This is a genomic window from Paucibacter sp. PLA-PC-4 (assembly GCF_026241155.1).
Lineage (GTDB): Bacteria > Pseudomonadota > Gammaproteobacteria > Burkholderiales > Burkholderiaceae_C > Roseateles_E.
In genome coordinates this window covers 1-16,672 of sequence record NZ_JAPFGP010000007.1, presented here as the reverse complement: position 1 = coordinate 16,672, position 16,672 = coordinate 1, and the positions used below count along the sequence as shown (strand labels likewise).

The window sequence follows — 16,672 nt, the reverse complement described above, 5'->3', positions numbered from 1 at the left end:
GCCGCAGCGCTCAGACGGCCGCTTCGTCGGTCTCGCCGGTGCGAATGCGCACCACCTGCTCGACTGGGGTCACGAAGATCTTGCCATCACCGATTTTGCCGGTCTTCGCAGCCTTCAAGATAGCGTCGATGCAGCGCTCGACATCCTCATCCTTGACCACCACTTCGACCTTGACCTTGGGCAGGAAGTCGACCACGTACTCGGCGCCGCGGTACAGCTCGGTGTGACCTTTCTGACGCCCAAAGCCCTTGACCTCGGTCACCGTCAGACCCGATGCGCCTACCTCTGCCAGCGACTCACGGACCTCGTCCAGCTTGAAGGGCTTGATGATGGCGGTGATTTGCTTCATGGCGAGGGCTCCGAGGGGAATTGAACTGGTTGTGATTTAAGCACGAACCCGGGGGCTAATCGGGGATGCGATCGAGATCGCTCAGCCAGATGGCCGACTCCGAATCGCTGGGCGCACGCCAGTCGCCCCGTGGCGACAGCGAGCCGCCGCTGCCGACCTTGGGCGCATTAGGCACACAGCTGCGCTTGAATTGGCTGCCTTTAAAGAAACGCTGCACAAAGATGCGCAGCACCCGCTTGATCTCAGCCAGTGCGTACTCGTTGCGCTGCACATGGGCCTCGTCGGGCCAGGCTCCGCGCTCGCGCGAGCCCCAGGCATGGCGCGCCAAGAAGGCGATCTTGCTCGGCGCATAGCCATGTCGAAGCGTGTAAAACAGGTGGAAGTCCTGCAACTCGTAGGGCCCGATCATGGCCTCGGTGCTTTGCAAGACCTGATCCTCGCCGGGCGAACCGGCTGTGACCGGAACCAGCTCCGGGCTGATCTCGGTGTCCAGGATGTCGAGCAGCACCCGGTGGTCAGCCTCGCCCAGTTGCCCAGTCTCCGCCACCCAGCGCACCAGGTACTTGATCAGGGTCTTGGGCACGCTGGCATTGACGTTGTAGTGGGACATGTGATCGCCCACGCCGTAGGTGCACCAGCCCAGGGCGAGCTCGCTCAGATCCCCGGTGCCCAGCACCAGCGCGCCCTGGTGGTTGGCCAGGCGGAACAAGTGGTTGGTGCGCTCGCCGGCCTGCACGTTCTCAAAGGTGATGTCATAGACCGGTTTGCCGTCCGCATAGGGATGACCCAGATCCTTCAACATCTGCTCGCAGCTAGGTCGGATATCGATCTCGGACGCTGTGCAGCCGATGGCTCGCATCAGCCGCCAGGCCTGGTCGAGGGTGCGCTTGCCGGTCGCATAGCCGGGCATGGTGTAGCCCAGGATATGACTGCGCGGCAAGCCCAGTTGGTCCATCGCCCGCGCGGCGACCAACAAGGCATGGGTGGAGTCGAGCCCGCCGGACACGCCGATGACCAGCTTGGCAATGCCGCTGGAGGCCAGGCGCTGCACCAGGGCTTGCACCTGGATGTTATAGACCTCCTCGCAACGCTCGTCGCGGCGGCCGCGATCGGCCGGCACATAGGGGAAACGCTCGATCCTGCGCTGCAAGGCCAGCGGCGCTTGGCGATCGATGTCCAGATCAAACTCGGTCGTGCGATGTGCCTTGACGGCGCCGGCGTGGCTACGCACCGACTGGCCGAAGCTGGTCTGGCGCATGCGCTCGCGCGCCAGACGCTCCAGGTCGACATCGGCCGTGATCAGCTGCGAGCGACGCTGAAAGCGTGCCGACTCGGCCAGCGCCTCGCCGTTCTCGTAGATCAGCGCTTGGCCGTCCCAGGCCAGATCGGTGCTCGATTCGCCGGCACCAGCCGAGCTGTAGACATACGCCGCCAGGCAGCGTGCCGACTGCTGCGCGACCAGTTGGCGACGGTAGTTGGCCTTGCCGACGATGACATTCGACGCCGACAAATTGACCAGCACGGTCGCGCCGGCCAGCGCCGCGAAGGAGGACGGCGGGATCGGCGTCCAGACGTCTTCGCAGATCTCCACATGCACGCGCAGCAGCGGCAGATCGGCGGCCGCAAACAGCTGCTGGCTGCCGAAAGGCACACGCTGGCCCAGCAGCGTGATCTCGCTGACGGTGGCCTCCTCAGCCGCACAGAACTGCCGCGCTTCGTAGAACTCGCCGTAATTGGGCAGGTAGGTCTTGGGCACGACGCCCAGCAGCCGGCCCCGTTGCAGCACCACAGCACAGTTGAAAAGACGCTGTTCGACCCGCAGCGGCATGCCGACGATGGCCAGCGTCGGCAGCGATTCCGAGGCCCGCAGCACCGCTGCCAGCGCGGCTTCGCAGCCGTCCAGCAGGGCCCGCTGATGGAACAAGTCGTCGCAGCTATAGCTCGAGAGGCCCAGTTCTGGGAAGGCCGCCACGGCAGCACCGCTAGCGGCAGCCTCGATCAAGAGCGCGGCGGTCTGCTGGCCGTTGTAGCTCGGATCTGCGACCCGGCACAGCGGCACGCCGACGGCGACGCGGGCGAAATCGTGGTTGTAGAGATTGTCAAAACGCATGGACGAATCCTGCCATCAAAGCGAAGGAATTGCGCTTGCCCCTAAGATTTGTTCATCCATGAAACCATCCCCTGCGACGCTGCGCGTTGATGACAGCCCCCTCGCCCTGGCGCCCGAAGCCTGGAACGCCTTGCTGACGGCCTCGGCCCGGCCGACGCCTTTCATGCGGCACGAATACCTCCAGGCCCTGCACGGCTCCGAATCGGCCGTCCAGGCCACCGGCTGGCAGCCACTCTTTGTCAGCGCCTGGGACAACGAGCAGACCCTGATCGCCGCTTGCCCGGCCTATCTGAAGAGCCACTCCTACGGCGAGTATGTGTTCGACTGGGCCTGGGCCGATGCCTACCGCCGCCATGGCCTGGATTACTACCCCAAGCTGCTGGTGGCCGTGCCCTTCACGCCCGTGCCGGGCAGCCGGCTGCTGGCGCGCGATGACGAGGCCCGCGCCCTGCTCATACGCGGCCTGCAGGCGCTGGCCGAGCAGCAGGGCCTGTCCTCGGCTCATCTGCTGTTCGGCGACGTGCGGGACCAGCTCGCCGCGCAGGAGCAGGGCTGGATGGCGCGCAGCGGCGTGCAGTTCCATTGGCGCAATCGAGAACCCCTGCCGTATGGCTCGTTCGAGGAGTTCCTGGCCACGATGCAGCGCGACAAGCGCAAGAAGGTCCAACAGGAGCAGCGCAAGGTGCGCGAGGCCGGCGTCGTCTTCGAGGCACGCCGTGGCGCGCAGATCCGAGCCGAGGACTGGGATTTCTTCTACCACTGCTACCGGCTGACCTACCGTGCCCATCACAGCACGCCCTATCTGACGCGGGCCTTCTTCCAGGCCATGGCCGAGACCATGGCCGAGAACTGGCTGCTCTTCATCGCCCGGCGGGGTGAGGAGCGGGTGGCGGCATCGTTGATCGCGCTTGACCCCGAGCGCGGCCATGCCTATGGCCGCTACTGGGGCGCCACACAGACCATCTCCTGCCTGCACTTCGACGCCTGCTACTACCAGCCACTGGCTTGGTGCATAGACAACGGTTTTCACAGCTTCGAGGGCGGCGCCCAGGGCGAGCACAAGATGGCCCGCGGGCTGATGCCGGTGGCCACCGGCTCCAGCCACTGGCTGGCCCACCCGGACTTTCGCGACGCGGTCGGGGATTTTCTGGCCAGAGAGGGTCAGGCCATGCGTGGCTATGTCAACGAACTGGAAGATCACCGCCCCTTCAAGGCGTAAAAAAGCCCCGACTTGTGAGCGGGGCTTGATTCGACCGGGGACAGGTCTTGCTTCTCTTTACTTCTGTTCGGCCTTGGCGAAGTTGGCCAGACCGGACACGATCTCGGCCTTGGCGGCCTCCGGGCCTTCCCAGCCCTTGACCTTGACCCACTTGCCGGCTTCCAGGTCCTTGTAATGCTCGAAGAAGTGCTGGATGGCCTTCAGGCGCATCTGGTTGATGTCTTCGGGCTTTTGCCAGTGCGAGTAGATCGGCAGCACCTTGTCGATCGGTACGGCCAGCAGTTTGGCGTCGCCGCCGGCTTCATCGTCCATCTGCAGCACACCGATGGCCCGGCAGGTCACGACCACGCCCGGAGTCAGCGCGAACGGCGTGATCACAAGCACGTCAACCGGATCGCCGTCATCGGCCAGCGTGCGCGGGATGTAGCCGTAGTTGCAGGGGTAGTGCATGGCCGTCGTCATGAAGCGGTCGACGAACAGCGCGCCGCTTTCCTTGTCGACCTCGTACTTGATCGGATCGGCGTTCATCGGGATTTCGATGACGACATTGAATTGCTCGGGCGCCTTGGCGCCGGGGGTCACGTTGTGCAGGCTCATGATTTTTGAAACGCCAGGGGGAAACCCGAATTCTAGCGGCAGCCCTTGCCGGGGCCTGACACCCGTGTCGGCGACCCACCCACTGGTAAACGCTCAATCGCCGGGGCTGGCCGCTCCCTTAGCATGCGCCGACCGACCTGTTCAAGCGTGCGGGACTGGCGTTGTGTGCGGGCGTTCATCCAAAACGGCAGATACAACAGAGGAGACATCTACATGTCGACGAGTTTGGCGCTGTACTTCGCGCTGGCCTGCGGCCTAGCCGCAGTCTTGTATGGGTTTATTCAACGCAGCTGGATCCTGAGTCAGGACGCGGGCAACGCCCGCATGCAAGAAATCGCCTCCGCCATCCAGCAGGGTGCGGCCGCCTATCTGGCCCGTCAATACAAGACGATCTCCGTTGTCGGCGTCGTGCTGGCTGTGTTGATCGCAGTCTTCCTGGACCTGACCTCGGCCATCGGCTTCGTGATCGGTGCGGTGCTGTCCGGCGCCTGCGGCTTCATCGGCATGAACGTCTCGGTGCGCGCCAATGTACGCACCGCCCAGGCCGCCACCCAGGGCATAGGCCCGGCGCTCAATGTCGCCTTCAAGGGCGGCGCCATCACCGGGATGCTGGTCGTCGGCCTGGGCCTGTTGGGCGTGGGCCTGTTCTTCTGGTATCTGAGCGGCGGCGAGAAGGTTGATCCGGCCACCCTGAAGCCGCTGCTGGGCTTTGCCTTCGGCTCCTCGCTGATCTCGATCTTCGCGCGCCTGGGCGGCGGCATCTTCACCAAGGGCGCCGATGTCGGCGCCGATCTGGTCGGCAAGGTCGAGGCCGGCATCCCCGAGGATGACCCGCGCAACCCGGCCGTGATCGCCGACAACGTCGGCGACAACGTCGGCGACTGCGCCGGCATGGCGGCCGATCTGTTCGAGACCTATGCGGTCACCCTGATCGCGACGATGGCGCTGGGCGCGCTGGTCGTAACTGCGGCGCCAATGGCGGCCGTGATCTACCCGCTGCTGCTGGGCGGCGTCTCCATCATCGCCTCCATCATCGGCTGCGGCTTCGTCAAGGCCTCGCCGGGCATGAAGAACGTGATGCCGGCGCTCTACAAGGGCCTGGCGGTGGCCGGCGTGCTGTCGCTGATCGCCTTTTACTTCGTCACCAAGGCGGCGATGCCCGATGACGCGCTCGGCGCGGGCACCCAGCTGCGCCTTTTCGGTGCCTGCGCCGTGGGTCTGGTGCTGACTGCAGCCCTGGTCTGGATCACCGAGTTCTACACCGGCACCCAGTACTCGCCGGTCAAGCACATCGCCCAGGCTTCGACCACCGGTCACGGCACCAACATCATCGCCGGCCTGGGCGTGTCGATGCGCTCGACCGCCTGGCCGGTGCTGTTCGTCTGCCTGGCGATCATTGCCGCTTACCAGCTGGCCGGCCTCTACGGGATTGCGGTGGCCGCCACCGCGATGCTGAGCATGGCCGGGATCGTCGTCGCGCTCGACGCCTACGGCCCGATCACCGACAACGCTGGCGGCATCGCCGAGATGGCCGAGCTGCCCAAGAGCGTGCGCGATGTGACCGACCCGCTGGACGCGGTGGGCAACACCACCAAGGCCGTGACCAAGGGCTATGCGATCGGCTCGGCCGGCTTGGCCGCGCTGGTGCTGTTTGCCGACTACACCCACTCACTGGAGGCGCGCGGCATGAGCATCGCCTTCGACCTGAGCGATCCCAAGGTGATTGTCGGCCTGTTCATCGGCGGCCTGATCCCTTATCTGTTCGGTGCAATGGCGATGGAGGCGGTAGGCCGCGCGGCAGGCTCGGTCGTGGTCGAGGTGCGCCGCCAATTCCAGGACGGCCAGATCATGGCCGGTCAGCGCAAACCCGACTACAGCGCGGCGGTCGACATGCTGACCTCGGCTGCGATCAAGGAGATGGTCGTTCCCTCGCTGCTGCCGGTGGTCGTGCCGATTCTGGTCGGCCTGCTGCTGGGCCCTGCCGCGCTGGGCGGGCTCTTGATGGGCACCATCGTCACCGGGCTGTTCGTCGCGATCTCGATGTGCACCGGCGGCGGCGCTTGGGACAACGCCAAGAAGTACATCGAGGACGGCCACCACGGCGGCAAGGGCAGCGAGGCCCACAAGGCGGCGGTCACCGGCGACACCGTCGGCGATCCCTACAAGGACACCGCCGGTCCGGCCGTCAACCCGCTGATCAAGATCATCAACATCGTCGCGCTGCTGATCGTGCCGCTGCTGCCGATGACTGCTGCCAGCACCAAGCCGGCCGCGCCGGTGCCGCTCGAGGCCCCGGCCGCGCAGGCGCCAGCCCCAGCGCTCGCGGCTTCCGAGCCAGCGGCACTGCCCCCCAGCGCGCCGGCCTCCCAGCCCTGAGCACCAAGCCTCAAAAAAACAGCCCGCATGCGGGCTGTTTCTACTTTGAAGCTGGCCCGCCAGGCCTCACAATCAGCCGCACAGGGACAAAGGGATTTCTATCGCCATGATGAGCAGCCGGGCCATCACGCCACACGAGCTTTCGCGCCGCCGTGCCCAGCTGGGAGATCTGCAGCGCTACCTGAGCACGCAGGAGCAGGAGTTCGGCGCGCTGCGCGATCAGGTGCAGGCCTTTGTCGCCCGCTATGTCGAGGCCCTTGGGCCGCTCTATATGGAGCTGGACGCGCTGGAATCGCAGCTCTTCTGCGCCACCCAATACCTCTACGAAGCGCTGCGCCGTAACGGTGTCGATGCCCGCGAGCCACGTGCGCCGCAAGCCACCGCACTGCCGCAGATCCCGCAGCTGCCGATGGGGGCGCCACCGCCAGCCGAGCCCGAGGGCGGCCTGGTCGAACTGGCTCCGCCCTCGCTCAAGCAGCTATACCGGCGCGCTGCGATGCGCCTGCATCCCGATCTTGCGCCTAGCGATGCCGAGCGCCGCCACCGCGAGCAGGCGATGATGACGGTCAACGAGGCCTATGCGGCCAGTGATCGCCGCCGGCTCGAAACCCTGTTGCTGGCCGCCGGGGAGCACCCGGTCAAGGTCACTGGCGGCAATGCCGATGCGGTGCTCGAATGGTTGCGCCGCAGCGAGCTGGCGGTGCAGGGCCGGCTGCGCGTCGTCCAAGCCCATCTGGTGGCGCTGGCCGCGCACCCCATGCATCAGCTCTGCAAGGCCATCGTCCAGGCCGAGGCCAAGGGCCTGGACCCGCTGGCCGTGATGGCCAGCCGGCTGCGCACCCAGATCGGCGAGCGCCGCCAAGAGCTCTATATCGGTCAGCGCCTGCAGCCCGAGTCGGGCATGGCGCAGGCCTTTCTGCACCGGCGCCAGGAGCGCCTGGGCATCAGTTCTTGACACCACAACACTAGAAAAGCAACAGGCCCGTCGAGCTTTGACACGACGGGCCCGCATTCAAGACCTCAGTCTTTTGTTCAGCCGGGCCGGCGGCGGCGCACCCAGGCACCGACGGCCACCAGGCCCAGGGCCATCATCCCGTAGCTGCCGGGCTCGGGCACGGCCGAGACCCCAAAGGTCACGGTGCCAGAGTTCCAGACTCCATCCGGACCCACCGAGGCATCGTCGAAAGCCTCGTGGAACTGAAGACGCAGAATGCCGTCCGCACCCACCTGGAAGGCCAGGTCCAGATCGATCAGGCTGGCACTGCCGGTATAGCTCCAGGTGCCTGGCGCTTCGTCCTCGGGATCCACCCCCGGCGTGAGGGTGATCGACTGACCGCCGGCAGTATCGCCAAAACTGAGCTGCATCTCTGACAGCCAGCTGGGCGAAAACGCCGTCAAGTTCACACTCCAGTCAATACTGGTAATGGTGGCGAAGGCCCCGACCTGAAAATCCAGCACCACATTGCCGGGGTCGCCGTACTCATGATTGCTGGTCACACCGGCCACATCCACGACCAAACTGCTTTGAGACTGAGGGCTCAGAAGGCTTGTCGCGGTCTGCCCGGACAGGCTTGTGGATGGACTGTCCTTGGCGGCATGGACTGAGCCCATGAACGCACTCAGTGCCGCCAGGGCACAAATGGTGATGGCGCGTCCGGGCGTCAACTTCAAATTGCTCATTGATGGATCTCCCTGAAGAACTTCGAATTGCCGGCAAAGAAATGCCGGTTCCGAATATTCATCGGAGCCCGTCACCCGGACCATTGGGGTTCGCCTCAGAGCACTCCCCCGAAACCCCATCAAGAGGGGAAGGGAAACCTCGGGCTAGGCAAGACCTGACCCCTGTGGGCCCAGATCGAAAACCAGTCAGTGCGCCTCATCCCAGTTCAACCCGACCCCCACCTCGGCCAGCAGCGGCACTTTCAGCGCGGCCACGCCGGCCATCAGCCGGGGCACCTCGGTCTTAACCCAGTCCAGCTCTGACGAAGGCACTTCGAACACCAGTTCATCGTGCACCTGCATGATGATGCGGGTGGCCTTGCCCTCGTCGTCCAGCACCTTCTGCACCGCGATCATCGCCAGCTTGATCAAGTCGGCGGCCGTGCCCTGCATCGGCGCATTGATGGCCTGGCGCTCGGCGCCGGCCTTGCGCGGCCCGTTGCCGCCCTTGATCTCGGGCAGGTAGATGCGCCGGCCGAACAGGGTTTGCACATAACCGAGCTCGCGGGCCGAGTCGCGCGTCGAATCCATGTACTGCTTGACGCCGGCAAAGCGGGTGAAGTAACGGTCGATATAGTCCTTGGCCGCTTTGGTCTCGATGCCCAGGCTGCTCGCCAGCCCGAAGGCGCCCATGCCATAGATGAGACCGAAATTGATGGTCTTGGCATAGCGGCGTTGCTCGGTCGAAACCTCGGCCACCGGCACGCCGAACACCTCGCTGGCCGTGGCCTTGTGCACATCGATGCCCTCGCTGAAGGCGCGCAGCAGGCCCGGGTCCTCGCTGATGTGGGCCATGATGCGCAGCTCGATTTGCGAGTAGTCGGCGCTGACCAGCACATGGCCCGGCGGCGCGACAAAGGCCTCGCGCACACGCCGGCCCTCGGCGGTGCGGATGGGGATGTTCTGCAGATTCGGCTCGTTGCTGGACAGCCGGCCGGTCACTGCGACCGCCTGTGCGTAGTTGGTGTGGACCCGGCCAGTGCTCGCATTGATCTGCAGCGGCAATTTATCCGTGTAGGTGCTCTTGAGCTTGGACAGGCCGCGGTACTCAAGAATCTTCGCCGGCAGCGGGTAGTCGGCCGACAGCTTCTCCAGCACCTCCTCGTCGGTCGAGGCCGCGCCGGTGGCGGTCTTCTTGACGACCGGCAGGCCCAGCTTATTGAACAGGATCTCGCCGATCTGCTTTGGCGAGCCCATATTGAAGGGCTGGCCGGCGATGTTGTAGGCCTCCTGCTCTATCGCCACCAGGCGCTGGGCCAGCTCATGACTCTGCGCCTGCAGCCGGCTGGCATCGATCAGCACGCCGGTACGCTCGATCCGGGCCAGCAAAGCGCTGCTGGGCATCTCGATGCGCTCATAGACGAATTGCAGGCCGGCATCGGCCTGCAATTGCGGCCACAGCTGCTCATGCACCTGCAGGCACATATCGGAGTCCTCGCTGGAGTACTCGGCGGCCTTGGCGACATCGACCTGCGCGAACGGGATCTGGTGCGCGCCCTTGCCGCACAGGTCCTCGTAGCTCAGGCCGCTGCGGCCCAGATAGCGCTCGCCCAGGGCACCCAGGCCATGGGTCTTGTGCGCCTCCAGCACATAGCTCTGCAGCATGGTGTCGTGCTGCACGCCGCGCAAGGCGATGCCGTGGTTGGCAAACACATGGGTGTCGTACTTCAGGTTCTGACCGAGCTTGGCGGCGGCTTCGTCCTCCAGCCAGGGCTTGAGTCGGGCCAGCACCTCGTCTAGCGGCAGTTGCTCGGGCGCGTCCGGGCCGGCATGGCGCAGCGGGATGTAGGCGGCCTCGCCTGGCTTGACGCTGAAGGAAATGCCGACGATGCGGGCCAGCAGCGGCTCCAGCGAATCGGTCTCCGTGTCCAGCGCGGCCAGCGGCGCGGCCTGCAGCCGGGCCAGCCAGGCATCGAACTGATCCCAGCTGAGCACGGTCTCGTAATGGCGGTCCGGGGCGGCAGCGGGTGCCGGCGCGTCGGCGAACAGGTCGCCGCTGGCAGCGGCTGGCTTTGCTTTGGCAGCCGGTGCCGCCGTCTCGACCGTCAGCTCCTTGAGCCAGGTCTTGAAACCGTTGCGGGCGTAGAAATCCTGCAGGCCGGTCTTGTCGACCTCTTTCAGCGCCAGCGCATCCAGCGCCGGCCACTGCGGCACATGGTCGGCCAGATCGCAGTCCAGCTTGACCGTCACCAGCTTGCGGCCCATGGGCAGCCAGTCCAGCGCTTTGCGCAGGTTCTCACCGGCCACGCCCTTAATCTTGTCGGCATTGGCGATCACGCCGTCCAGCGAGCCGTACTCGGCGATCCACTTGGCCGCCGTCTTCGGGCCGACCTTGTCGACGCCGGGCACGTTGTCCACCGCATCGCCCATCAAAGTCAGGTAGTCGATGATGCGGTCCGGGGGCACACCGAACTTGGCCTGCACGCCGGCCACGTCCAGGGTTTCGTTGCTCATCGTGTTGATCAGGGTCACATCTTGCGTGACCAGCTGGGCCAGATCCTTGTCGCCGGTCGAGACAATGACGCTGTGGCCCGATTCGGCCGCGACGCGGGCCAGCGTGCCGATCGCGTCGTCCGCCTCGATGCCTGGCACTTCCAGAATGGGCCAGCCCAGCAGCTTGACCACCTCGTGGATCGGCGCGATCTGCTCGCGCAAGGGGTCGGGCATCGGCGAACGCTGGGCCTTGTACTCGGGATACCACTCATCGCGGAAGGTAGGTCCCTTGGCATCGAACACGCAGACCGCATGCTCAGCACCGATCTGCTCGCGCAGCCTTTTCATCATCGCGACCATGCCATGGACGGCACCGGTGGGCACGCCCTCGGGCCCGCGCAGATCAGGCATCGCATGGTAGGCGCGGTACAAATAGCTGGAGCCGTCGACCAGCAGCAGAATGGGTTTGCTCATGGGCAACGATTGTCGTTCAAGCCACAAGAGCAGGCCGCCTTAGAATGGCAGCATGCACCGAATCCCCGCCCTCCTCGCCCTGCTGCTGGCCGCCGGCGCCCCGCTCGCTCATGCTGCGGACGCGCCCGACGCGCGCGTCCAGCAAATAGTCGTGGAGGACGACCATACCCGTGTCGAGGAACTGCGCGTGCGCGGCCAAGCCCAAAAGGTCACGGTCCAACACAAGAACAGCAGGCTGCCGGCCTATGAGATCGTTACCGGCGATGGCAGCCGCGACCTCTCCTCCGGTGCCAACACCTCCCGAGGCGCCGCCGGCCAGCGCGTCTGGCGTCTGCTGGATTTCTGACCACCGCGCCCGCGCCAGCGGCGCGGCCGGCCACCTCTTCCGACATGGCAGTTTTTACCGAAGTCACGCACGAGCAGGCCCAGGCCCTCGTTGATCGCCTGAGCCTGGGCCAGGTCCAGGCCCTGCGCGGTATCACCGCCGGCATCGAGAACACCAACTACTTCCTCAGCACCGACCGCGGCGAGTTCGTGCTGACGGTGTTTGAGCGCCTGTCCTTCGAGCAGCTGCCCTTTTATCTGCAGCTGATGAAGCACCTGGCCCGCCATGGCCTGGCCGTGCCCGATCCGCAGGCCGATGGCAGCGGCGCCATACTGCATGAGATCGGCGGCAAGCCGGTCGCGGTGGTTAACCGCCTGCGCGGCGGCCATCAGTTGGCGCCCGACGTCTTCCATTGCGAGCAGGTCGGCGCGGGGCTGGCCCGCATGCATCTGGCCGGCCAGGACTTCCCGCTGCACCAGCCGAATCTGCGCGGCCTGCCCTGGTGGACCGAGACCGTGCCGGTGGTGCTGCCTTATTTGACGCCGGATCAGACAGAACTGATAAAGACCGAGCTGAGCTATCAGCAACAGCTCGCCGCCTCGCAAAGCTACGGTGAGCTGCCACGCGGACCGATACACGCCGACCTGTTCCGCGACAACGTGATGTTCGAGGGCCTGCCCGGTCGCGAGCGCCTGACGGGCTTCTTCGACTTTTATTTCGCCGGCGTCGACGCCTGGCTGTTCGACCTGGCCGTCTGCGTCAACGACTGGTGCATTGATCTTGCCAGCGGCCGTCTCGATGAGCTGCGCGCCCAGGCTTTTGTCGACGCTTACGAATCGGTGCGCCCGCTCAGCGGCACCGAGCACCGCCTGCTGCCGGCGCTGCTGCGCGCGGCGGCCTTGCGTTTCTGGATCTCGCGGCTGTGGGACTTTCACCTGCCGCGCGACGCCGCCCTGCTAAAACCCCATGACCCCGGTCATTTCGAGCGCGTGCTGCGCGAGCGCATCGCCGCGCCCTGGCACGCGATCAAGGCCTAGAAAAGATGTCCATGCTTTTGCATTTGCAAACCGTACCGGCCCGCAACGGCCTGCTGTGGGTGCGTCACGGCTTCAAAGTGTTCCAGCGCAAGCCGCTGGCCATCAGCGGTCTGTTTGCGATGTTTCTGTTCGCGGGCATTGCCTTGCTGCTGCTGCCGGTGGTGGGTTCGATGCTGCTGCTGATGGCGCTGCCGCTGCTGAGCCTGGGCTTCATGCTGGCCACCCATCTGGTGCTGCAGAACCAGACTCCCACCGCGGCCGTCTTCCTCGCGCCGCTGAAGCTCACCCCCCAGCGCCGCAACACCCAACTGGCGCTGTGCGGCGCCTATGCGCTGGCCACGGTGCTGATCATGCTGCTCAGCAACTGGGTAGACGATGGCGCCTTCGAGGCCTTGCAGCAGTTGCTGGCCAAACCCGAGGCCAATGATCCAGCCTATGAAAAGGCGGTCGAGGCCGCGCTGGCCGAGCCGAGCCTGCTGTGGGGCATGATGACGCGGCTGGGTCTGGCAGCGCTGCTCTCGGTGCCCTTCTGGCATGCGCCAGCCCTGGTGCACTGGGGTGGCCAAGGCGCGCTGCAGGCGCTGTTCTCCAGCACACTGGGCATTTGGCGCAACAAGGCCGCCTTCGCGCTGAACGCGCTGGTCTGGGCAGGCTTGGTCGTGGGGCTTGCCCTGCTGGTCAGCCTGGTCATCAGCCTGTTGGGCCTGGGCCAGCTGCTGCCGATGCTGGCCCTGCCGCTGGGCCTGTTCCTGTCCAGCGTTTTCTACGCCTCGCTGTACTTCACCTTCGTCGACTGCTTCATGTTCGGTGCGCCACGCGAGCTGCCGGGCGAGAAGGCCTGACGAGACCCGGCCAGCGATAGCTCAGGGTCGCCACCGCGCTGCGCGCGTCTGCCCAGCAGCAATCGGCATGGCCGCAGCAGGAGGCCACACAGCTCTTGCCTTGCCGCTTGTTGGCAAGCACACGCCGGCCGCTGCCCTCAGCGCGGGGCTGCCTGAAGTCGGCGGCAGCGATGTAGTGGCTGTCGCGGAGCTCCATACCTGGCGTCAAGCACAGCTTGCAGGTGCCGATCGGCATCACCATGATCAAAGCCCTTGGAGCGCCATGAAGTGCGACCGGGCACCAGGAGGCTTTAGGCCGTGTGCATCAGCGCTGTGCCAACTCACTTCAGTCCCCGTCTTGATCGCCCAGCTTTGTGATCTGGCTGTTTGGGTTGGTCTTCCAACTCTCGCTGACGTTTGGTCTCCTCGTACCGCGCAAGGGCATCTGGATCGTCATCGCTGTAACCGACGTGCTCTTCTTCATCGTCGAGGCCCGAGAGCCCAGGAGTGCTTTTGAAGTAGGCAGCCCAGTCACTACGAGGGCGTGTGTCGACAATCAGATCGGTGAAGTAAGCGTCAAGCGCTCGATCGCGCGGATGCGCCAGCTCATGGGTCAGCGTAGCAAGGTAGTCCGCTTTGTTGGAGGCGATCCAGTCGATCGCCAACCTCGCGCGGTGGCAAAGCTCGGATTGGACCGGAAGCATGGCCCGGCCCTTGCCATCCAAGAAGGGGTGCCCCCGAGCAAACGCACAAATCACCTATGCGACGTCTGTGGCTCAACCGTGTCGATCCCGGCTCAGTCCACGCCCGACATCTCCAAAGTGTGCGATGAACTTCGAGCTGGTCAGATTGGTTCGACGCTGCCTGCGTCGGTGATGACAGCTCTGGCCGATGCTGGTGAACGCCTCAGCGGCAGCCAGTTGCCGCCGGCGACATGCGACGATATCCGCGCGCTCTTCAAGAAGTGGACAGAGCCGGACCTACGGACCGAGCACATCGCCAAATAGCGCTCGGCCGAAGTCCTCCTCAACATGTCAGCCTACGGTTCCCGACTCGGATCCTTTGATTTGGGGTCGGCCTTCTTTGTGAGCTTGGCAGTCAGGTTTGTTGCATTGACCGTCGAGCCCCAATCGCTTCCGCCTTTGATCTTTTGCGCTGGCTGGTCAACCTCGGTCCGGTTCGGATCTCTGCCTTTGTAGTGCTTCGCGGCATCAAGAACGTCACGAGCTTTCAACTTGGGATTCAACTCCTCCAACTTGGCAAGCAATGCCGCGGTGGAGATGATGTGCGCGTTTCCGGGAAGAGCACCAGGCGTTGATCTCAAGAAGAAATCGTCTTCTGCAATAACCAAACACGGCGGTCCAGGGGGTTGACCGATCAGCCCCGCCACGTAGCTATTGATTGAAAGCTCGCCAGTGTTGGGCGGCACCGCTGGAGGGGGTGGCCAGCCATTGGCCGCGAAGTAATCTCTGATCTGCTGACTCTCCGCGTAACGTTCATGCTGCCGTGCCGCGGAAATTGCCGACTGCCCAAAGTTCGTCTTCTCGATGACGATGCGACCAGCGTTTTTCTCGATGAAGCTTGCGATGCGCTGTGCATCTTCATGGGTGCTACGGAGCCTCGTCGCCTCGAACTCCACCATGTCGGTGACGACCAATTGAACCTGGTCAGCATCAAACGCCAGAAGAAGTTCCAAAGCGTTCGCATGAGCCAGTGTGATGAGCGGCCCTGTGTCTGGCAGAACGATCTTGATCTTCTCCATCGCCATCAACCTGGGCGAGTGCGGCTTGCGCGCAACTTGGGAGCGTCGACGTGAGCGAATACATCGTCGGCCGACCTCCTCATGACCTCCATGTCAGCTTCAGGTGCCGAGGGGCGGTCGATGCCCTGCGTATTCATGCGTTGCAACAGGTCTCCATACCAATCCAGTCCGAGCTGCTGCATAGCCACCGCGCGCGGCAGTACGCCGTGCGCGTAAGCACCCAAGATAGCCCGTTCAGCCAGTTGTGCGTTAAGCAGCATCGCTGCCGGACGCCGATTCCGCTCGATCAAAACACTGTTGCCGGCATCTTTCTCCACGGCATCAAACAGCTCGCCGAGCTGGTTCTTCACTTCCGTTGCTGTGACAACCTGCATGAAATCACCTCCGTTTGCGCATTTTGCCAGGAATGCGCAGATTGTGCGAACCGCGCAACTTGAAACAAGCAAGGCGCTGTGCAGCACCACGCTGAGGATTGCCGGCTTCAACCGCCCGCTGGGGTAGACACGAGGCCCGTAGGGCAACTCTCCTTCGATTTTCGACGGCTCAACATTCACTTCGTGCAGACGGATGACGCTGTCTATCGACGTCACGCGTTCGAGCAGCAGATCCCAAGCGGCAACGACGCGAGCTGCTTCTTTCGTTTTTCAAGCAATCCGCGCACTGACGCTCGCTCCTTTAAGAGCCAAGCGAGGCTAGGTGGCGTTCTCTCCAGACCCGTGTAGTCGCGGTTCTTTCTCATGAGCCGGAATCCTCTTCAACCCATGCCCAGCTTCCGTGCTGGGTTGTCTCGACAGGGTGACACCGAAGCACGACACCTCTGTCGGCCATGGGGCTCAGGCACTTCCGTGCGCTGTCCATGATGTCTGCCTGCTTGACCTTGGTCAGATCGATGTTGTTCTGCCTGACAAACTGCAGCACGAGCTCGATCGTCGTGACGGGCTGGCCCTTGGCGGCCTTCAAGGATCGAACCAATGAGCGCTTGAGCTCGCCGTGTGGCGCTGACCGCGGGCGGTGAGGCCTCTTGCCGATGATGGCGCTGGCGTCCACCTTGACTTTGTGAAGCGGTATCACTGCGTCCAACGACGCAAGCTCGTTTTCAAGGATGCGGATCTTCTCGGGCAGCGCGGCCTCTTGCACGCGGTATCGATCAAGCTGACCACGTAGCTTGGCGCGTTGCCCGATCAGCCATGCCATCGACGATGGCGTGCGTTCCTGGCCTGTGTAATCTCGGTTCTTCGGCATGTCCCGATGGTTTCAGAACCATCGGGAGGCATCTAGTACATCAGCTAGATAATGCCGCGCGCAATGCAACAAGGCCCCGAACAGTCCGTGTCAAAACCTAATCTGCGAAGCGCCTGATAAAACGCCCCGAGTCTTTGTCGGGGCGTTTTTGTTTGACCAGGAAAAGGTCGCACCTTACCTTTGTAAGCCGCCCTGCGGTGCTTTGGAG

15 protein-coding genes are annotated in these 16,672 nt (G+C 64.3%); 7 read left to right on the top strand and 8 right to left on the bottom strand.

The features are described 5' to 3' along the window. Positions 1-10: 10 nt before the first annotated feature. Positions 11-349 carry a P-II family nitrogen regulator gene (locus OOZ63_RS12190; RefSeq protein WP_102769755.1) on the bottom strand — a complete coding sequence of 113 codons (339 nt, stop codon included), beginning with the start codon at positions 347-349 and terminating at the stop codon, positions 11-13. A gap of 55 nt (positions 350-404) precedes the next feature. Then, positions 405-2,459 (bottom strand): NAD(+) synthase, encoded by a 2,055-nt coding sequence (locus OOZ63_RS12185; protein WP_266005775.1) that lies wholly within the window; start codon positions 2,457-2,459, stop codon positions 405-407. A gap of 58 nt (positions 2,460-2,517) precedes the next feature. Here OOZ63_RS12185 and OOZ63_RS12180 point away from each other — a divergent pair, with 58 nt between their 5' ends. Then, the gene (locus tag OOZ63_RS12180) at positions 2,518-3,678 is read left to right on the top strand and encodes a GNAT family N-acetyltransferase (RefSeq protein ID WP_266005774.1); all 1,161 of its coding nucleotides are present in this window, start codon (positions 2,518-2,520) and stop codon (positions 3,676-3,678) included. Between the two features lie 57 nt (positions 3,679-3,735). Here OOZ63_RS12180 and ppa read toward each other — a convergent pair whose 3' ends face one another. Continuing rightward, entirely contained in the window at positions 3,736-4,275 is a 540-nt protein-coding gene (gene ppa / locus OOZ63_RS12175; RefSeq protein WP_266005773.1) for an inorganic diphosphatase, read from the bottom strand. A gap of 213 nt (positions 4,276-4,488) precedes the next feature. Between ppa and OOZ63_RS12170 the strand changes: the two genes are divergently transcribed. Both OOZ63_RS12170 and OOZ63_RS12165 read left to right on the top strand, forming a co-directional pair. Continuing rightward, positions 4,489-6,651 (top strand): sodium-translocating pyrophosphatase, encoded by a 2,163-nt coding sequence (locus tag OOZ63_RS12170; protein ID WP_266005772.1) that lies wholly within the window; start codon positions 4,489-4,491, stop codon positions 6,649-6,651. Positions 6,652-6,757: 106 nt separating this feature from the next. Next, positions 6,758-7,606, top strand: a complete 849-nt coding sequence (locus tag OOZ63_RS12165; RefSeq protein ID WP_266005770.1) for a J domain-containing protein — start codon at positions 6,758-6,760, stop codon at positions 7,604-7,606. Between the two features lie 77 nt (positions 7,607-7,683). Here the strand turns inward: OOZ63_RS12165 and OOZ63_RS12160 are convergent, their stop codons facing one another. Together OOZ63_RS12160 and polA are read right to left on the bottom strand one after the other, a co-directional pair. Then, on the bottom strand, positions 7,684-8,331 hold the full coding sequence (locus OOZ63_RS12160; RefSeq protein ID WP_266005768.1) for a PEP-CTERM sorting domain-containing protein: 648 nt from the start codon (positions 8,329-8,331) through the stop codon (positions 7,684-7,686). Positions 8,332-8,517: 186 nt separating this feature from the next. Next, positions 8,518-11,277, bottom strand: a complete 2,760-nt coding sequence (polA, locus tag OOZ63_RS12155) for a DNA polymerase I (RefSeq protein WP_266005766.1) — start codon at positions 11,275-11,277, stop codon at positions 8,518-8,520. A gap of 52 nt (positions 11,278-11,329) precedes the next feature. Here polA and OOZ63_RS12150 point away from each other — a divergent pair, with 52 nt between their 5' ends. From OOZ63_RS12150 to OOZ63_RS12135, 4 genes are all read left to right on the top strand, one after another. Beyond that, positions 11,330-11,623 (top strand): hypothetical protein, encoded by a 294-nt coding sequence (locus OOZ63_RS12150; RefSeq protein ID WP_266005765.1) that lies wholly within the window; start codon positions 11,330-11,332, stop codon positions 11,621-11,623. 44 nt (positions 11,624-11,667) lie between these two features. Then, positions 11,668-12,639 carry a homoserine kinase gene (locus tag OOZ63_RS12145; protein WP_266005764.1) on the top strand — a complete coding sequence of 324 codons (972 nt, stop codon included), beginning with the start codon at positions 11,668-11,670 and terminating at the stop codon, positions 12,637-12,639. Between the two features lie 5 nt (positions 12,640-12,644). Continuing rightward, positions 12,645-13,481 carry a BPSS1780 family membrane protein gene (locus tag OOZ63_RS12140; protein WP_266005763.1) on the top strand — a complete coding sequence of 279 codons (837 nt, stop codon included), beginning with the start codon at positions 12,645-12,647 and terminating at the stop codon, positions 13,479-13,481. A 353-nt stretch (positions 13,482-13,834) separates the two neighbouring features. Next, the gene (locus OOZ63_RS12135; protein WP_266005762.1) at positions 13,835-14,467 is read left to right on the top strand and encodes a hypothetical protein; all 633 of its coding nucleotides are present in this window, start codon (positions 13,835-13,837) and stop codon (positions 14,465-14,467) included. Positions 14,468-14,499: 32 nt separating this feature from the next. Here the strand turns inward: OOZ63_RS12135 and OOZ63_RS12130 are convergent, their stop codons facing one another. From OOZ63_RS12130 to OOZ63_RS12120, 3 genes are all read right to left on the bottom strand, one after another. Continuing rightward, a complete protein-coding gene (locus tag OOZ63_RS12130; RefSeq protein WP_266005761.1) occupies positions 14,500-15,222 on the bottom strand; it encodes a hypothetical protein in 723 nt (240 codons plus the stop codon). Positions 15,223-15,227: 5 nt separating this feature from the next. Next, positions 15,228-15,812, bottom strand: a complete 585-nt coding sequence (locus tag OOZ63_RS12125; protein ID WP_266005760.1) for a type II toxin-antitoxin system Phd/YefM family antitoxin — start codon at positions 15,810-15,812, stop codon at positions 15,228-15,230. A 145-nt stretch (positions 15,813-15,957) separates the two neighbouring features. Further along, the gene (locus tag OOZ63_RS12120) at positions 15,958-16,464 is read right to left on the bottom strand and encodes a hypothetical protein (protein ID WP_266005758.1); all 507 of its coding nucleotides are present in this window, start codon (positions 16,462-16,464) and stop codon (positions 15,958-15,960) included. Between the last annotated feature and the right edge of the window lie 208 nt (positions 16,465-16,672).

Bases quoted from the DNA above. Each gene is read 5' to 3' on its own strand.
- OOZ63_RS12190 (WP_102769755.1), bottom strand. From the start codon at position 349: ATGAAGCAAATCACCGCCATCATCAAGCCCTTCAAGCTGGACGAGGTC.
- OOZ63_RS12130 (WP_266005761.1), bottom strand. From the start codon at position 15,222: ATGGAGAAGATCAAGATCGTTCTGCCAGACACAGGGCCGCTCATCACA.
- polA (WP_266005766.1), bottom strand. From the start codon at position 11,277: ATGAGCAAACCCATTCTGCTGCTGGTCGACGGCTCCAGCTATTTGTAC.
- OOZ63_RS12145 (WP_266005764.1), top strand. From the start codon at position 11,668: ATGGCAGTTTTTACCGAAGTCACGCACGAGCAGGCCCAGGCCCTCGTT.
- ppa (WP_266005773.1), bottom strand. From the start codon at position 4,275: ATGAGCCTGCACAACGTGACCCCCGGCGCCAAGGCGCCCGAGCAATTC.
- OOZ63_RS12180 (WP_266005774.1), top strand. From the start codon at position 2,518: ATGAAACCATCCCCTGCGACGCTGCGCGTTGATGACAGCCCCCTCGCC.
- OOZ63_RS12170 (WP_266005772.1), top strand. From the start codon at position 4,489: ATGTCGACGAGTTTGGCGCTGTACTTCGCGCTGGCCTGCGGCCTAGCC.
- OOZ63_RS12160 (WP_266005768.1), bottom strand. From the start codon at position 8,331: ATGAGCAATTTGAAGTTGACGCCCGGACGCGCCATCACCATTTGTGCC.
- OOZ63_RS12165 (WP_266005770.1), top strand. From the start codon at position 6,758: ATGATGAGCAGCCGGGCCATCACGCCACACGAGCTTTCGCGCCGCCGT.
- OOZ63_RS12120 (WP_266005758.1), bottom strand. From the start codon at position 16,464: ATGCCGAAGAACCGAGATTACACAGGCCAGGAACGCACGCCATCGTCG.
- OOZ63_RS12140 (WP_266005763.1), top strand. From the start codon at position 12,645: ATGTCCATGCTTTTGCATTTGCAAACCGTACCGGCCCGCAACGGCCTG.
- OOZ63_RS12150 (WP_266005765.1), top strand. From the start codon at position 11,330: ATGCACCGAATCCCCGCCCTCCTCGCCCTGCTGCTGGCCGCCGGCGCC.
- OOZ63_RS12185 (WP_266005775.1), bottom strand. From the start codon at position 2,459: ATGCGTTTTGACAATCTCTACAACCACGATTTCGCCCGCGTCGCCGTC.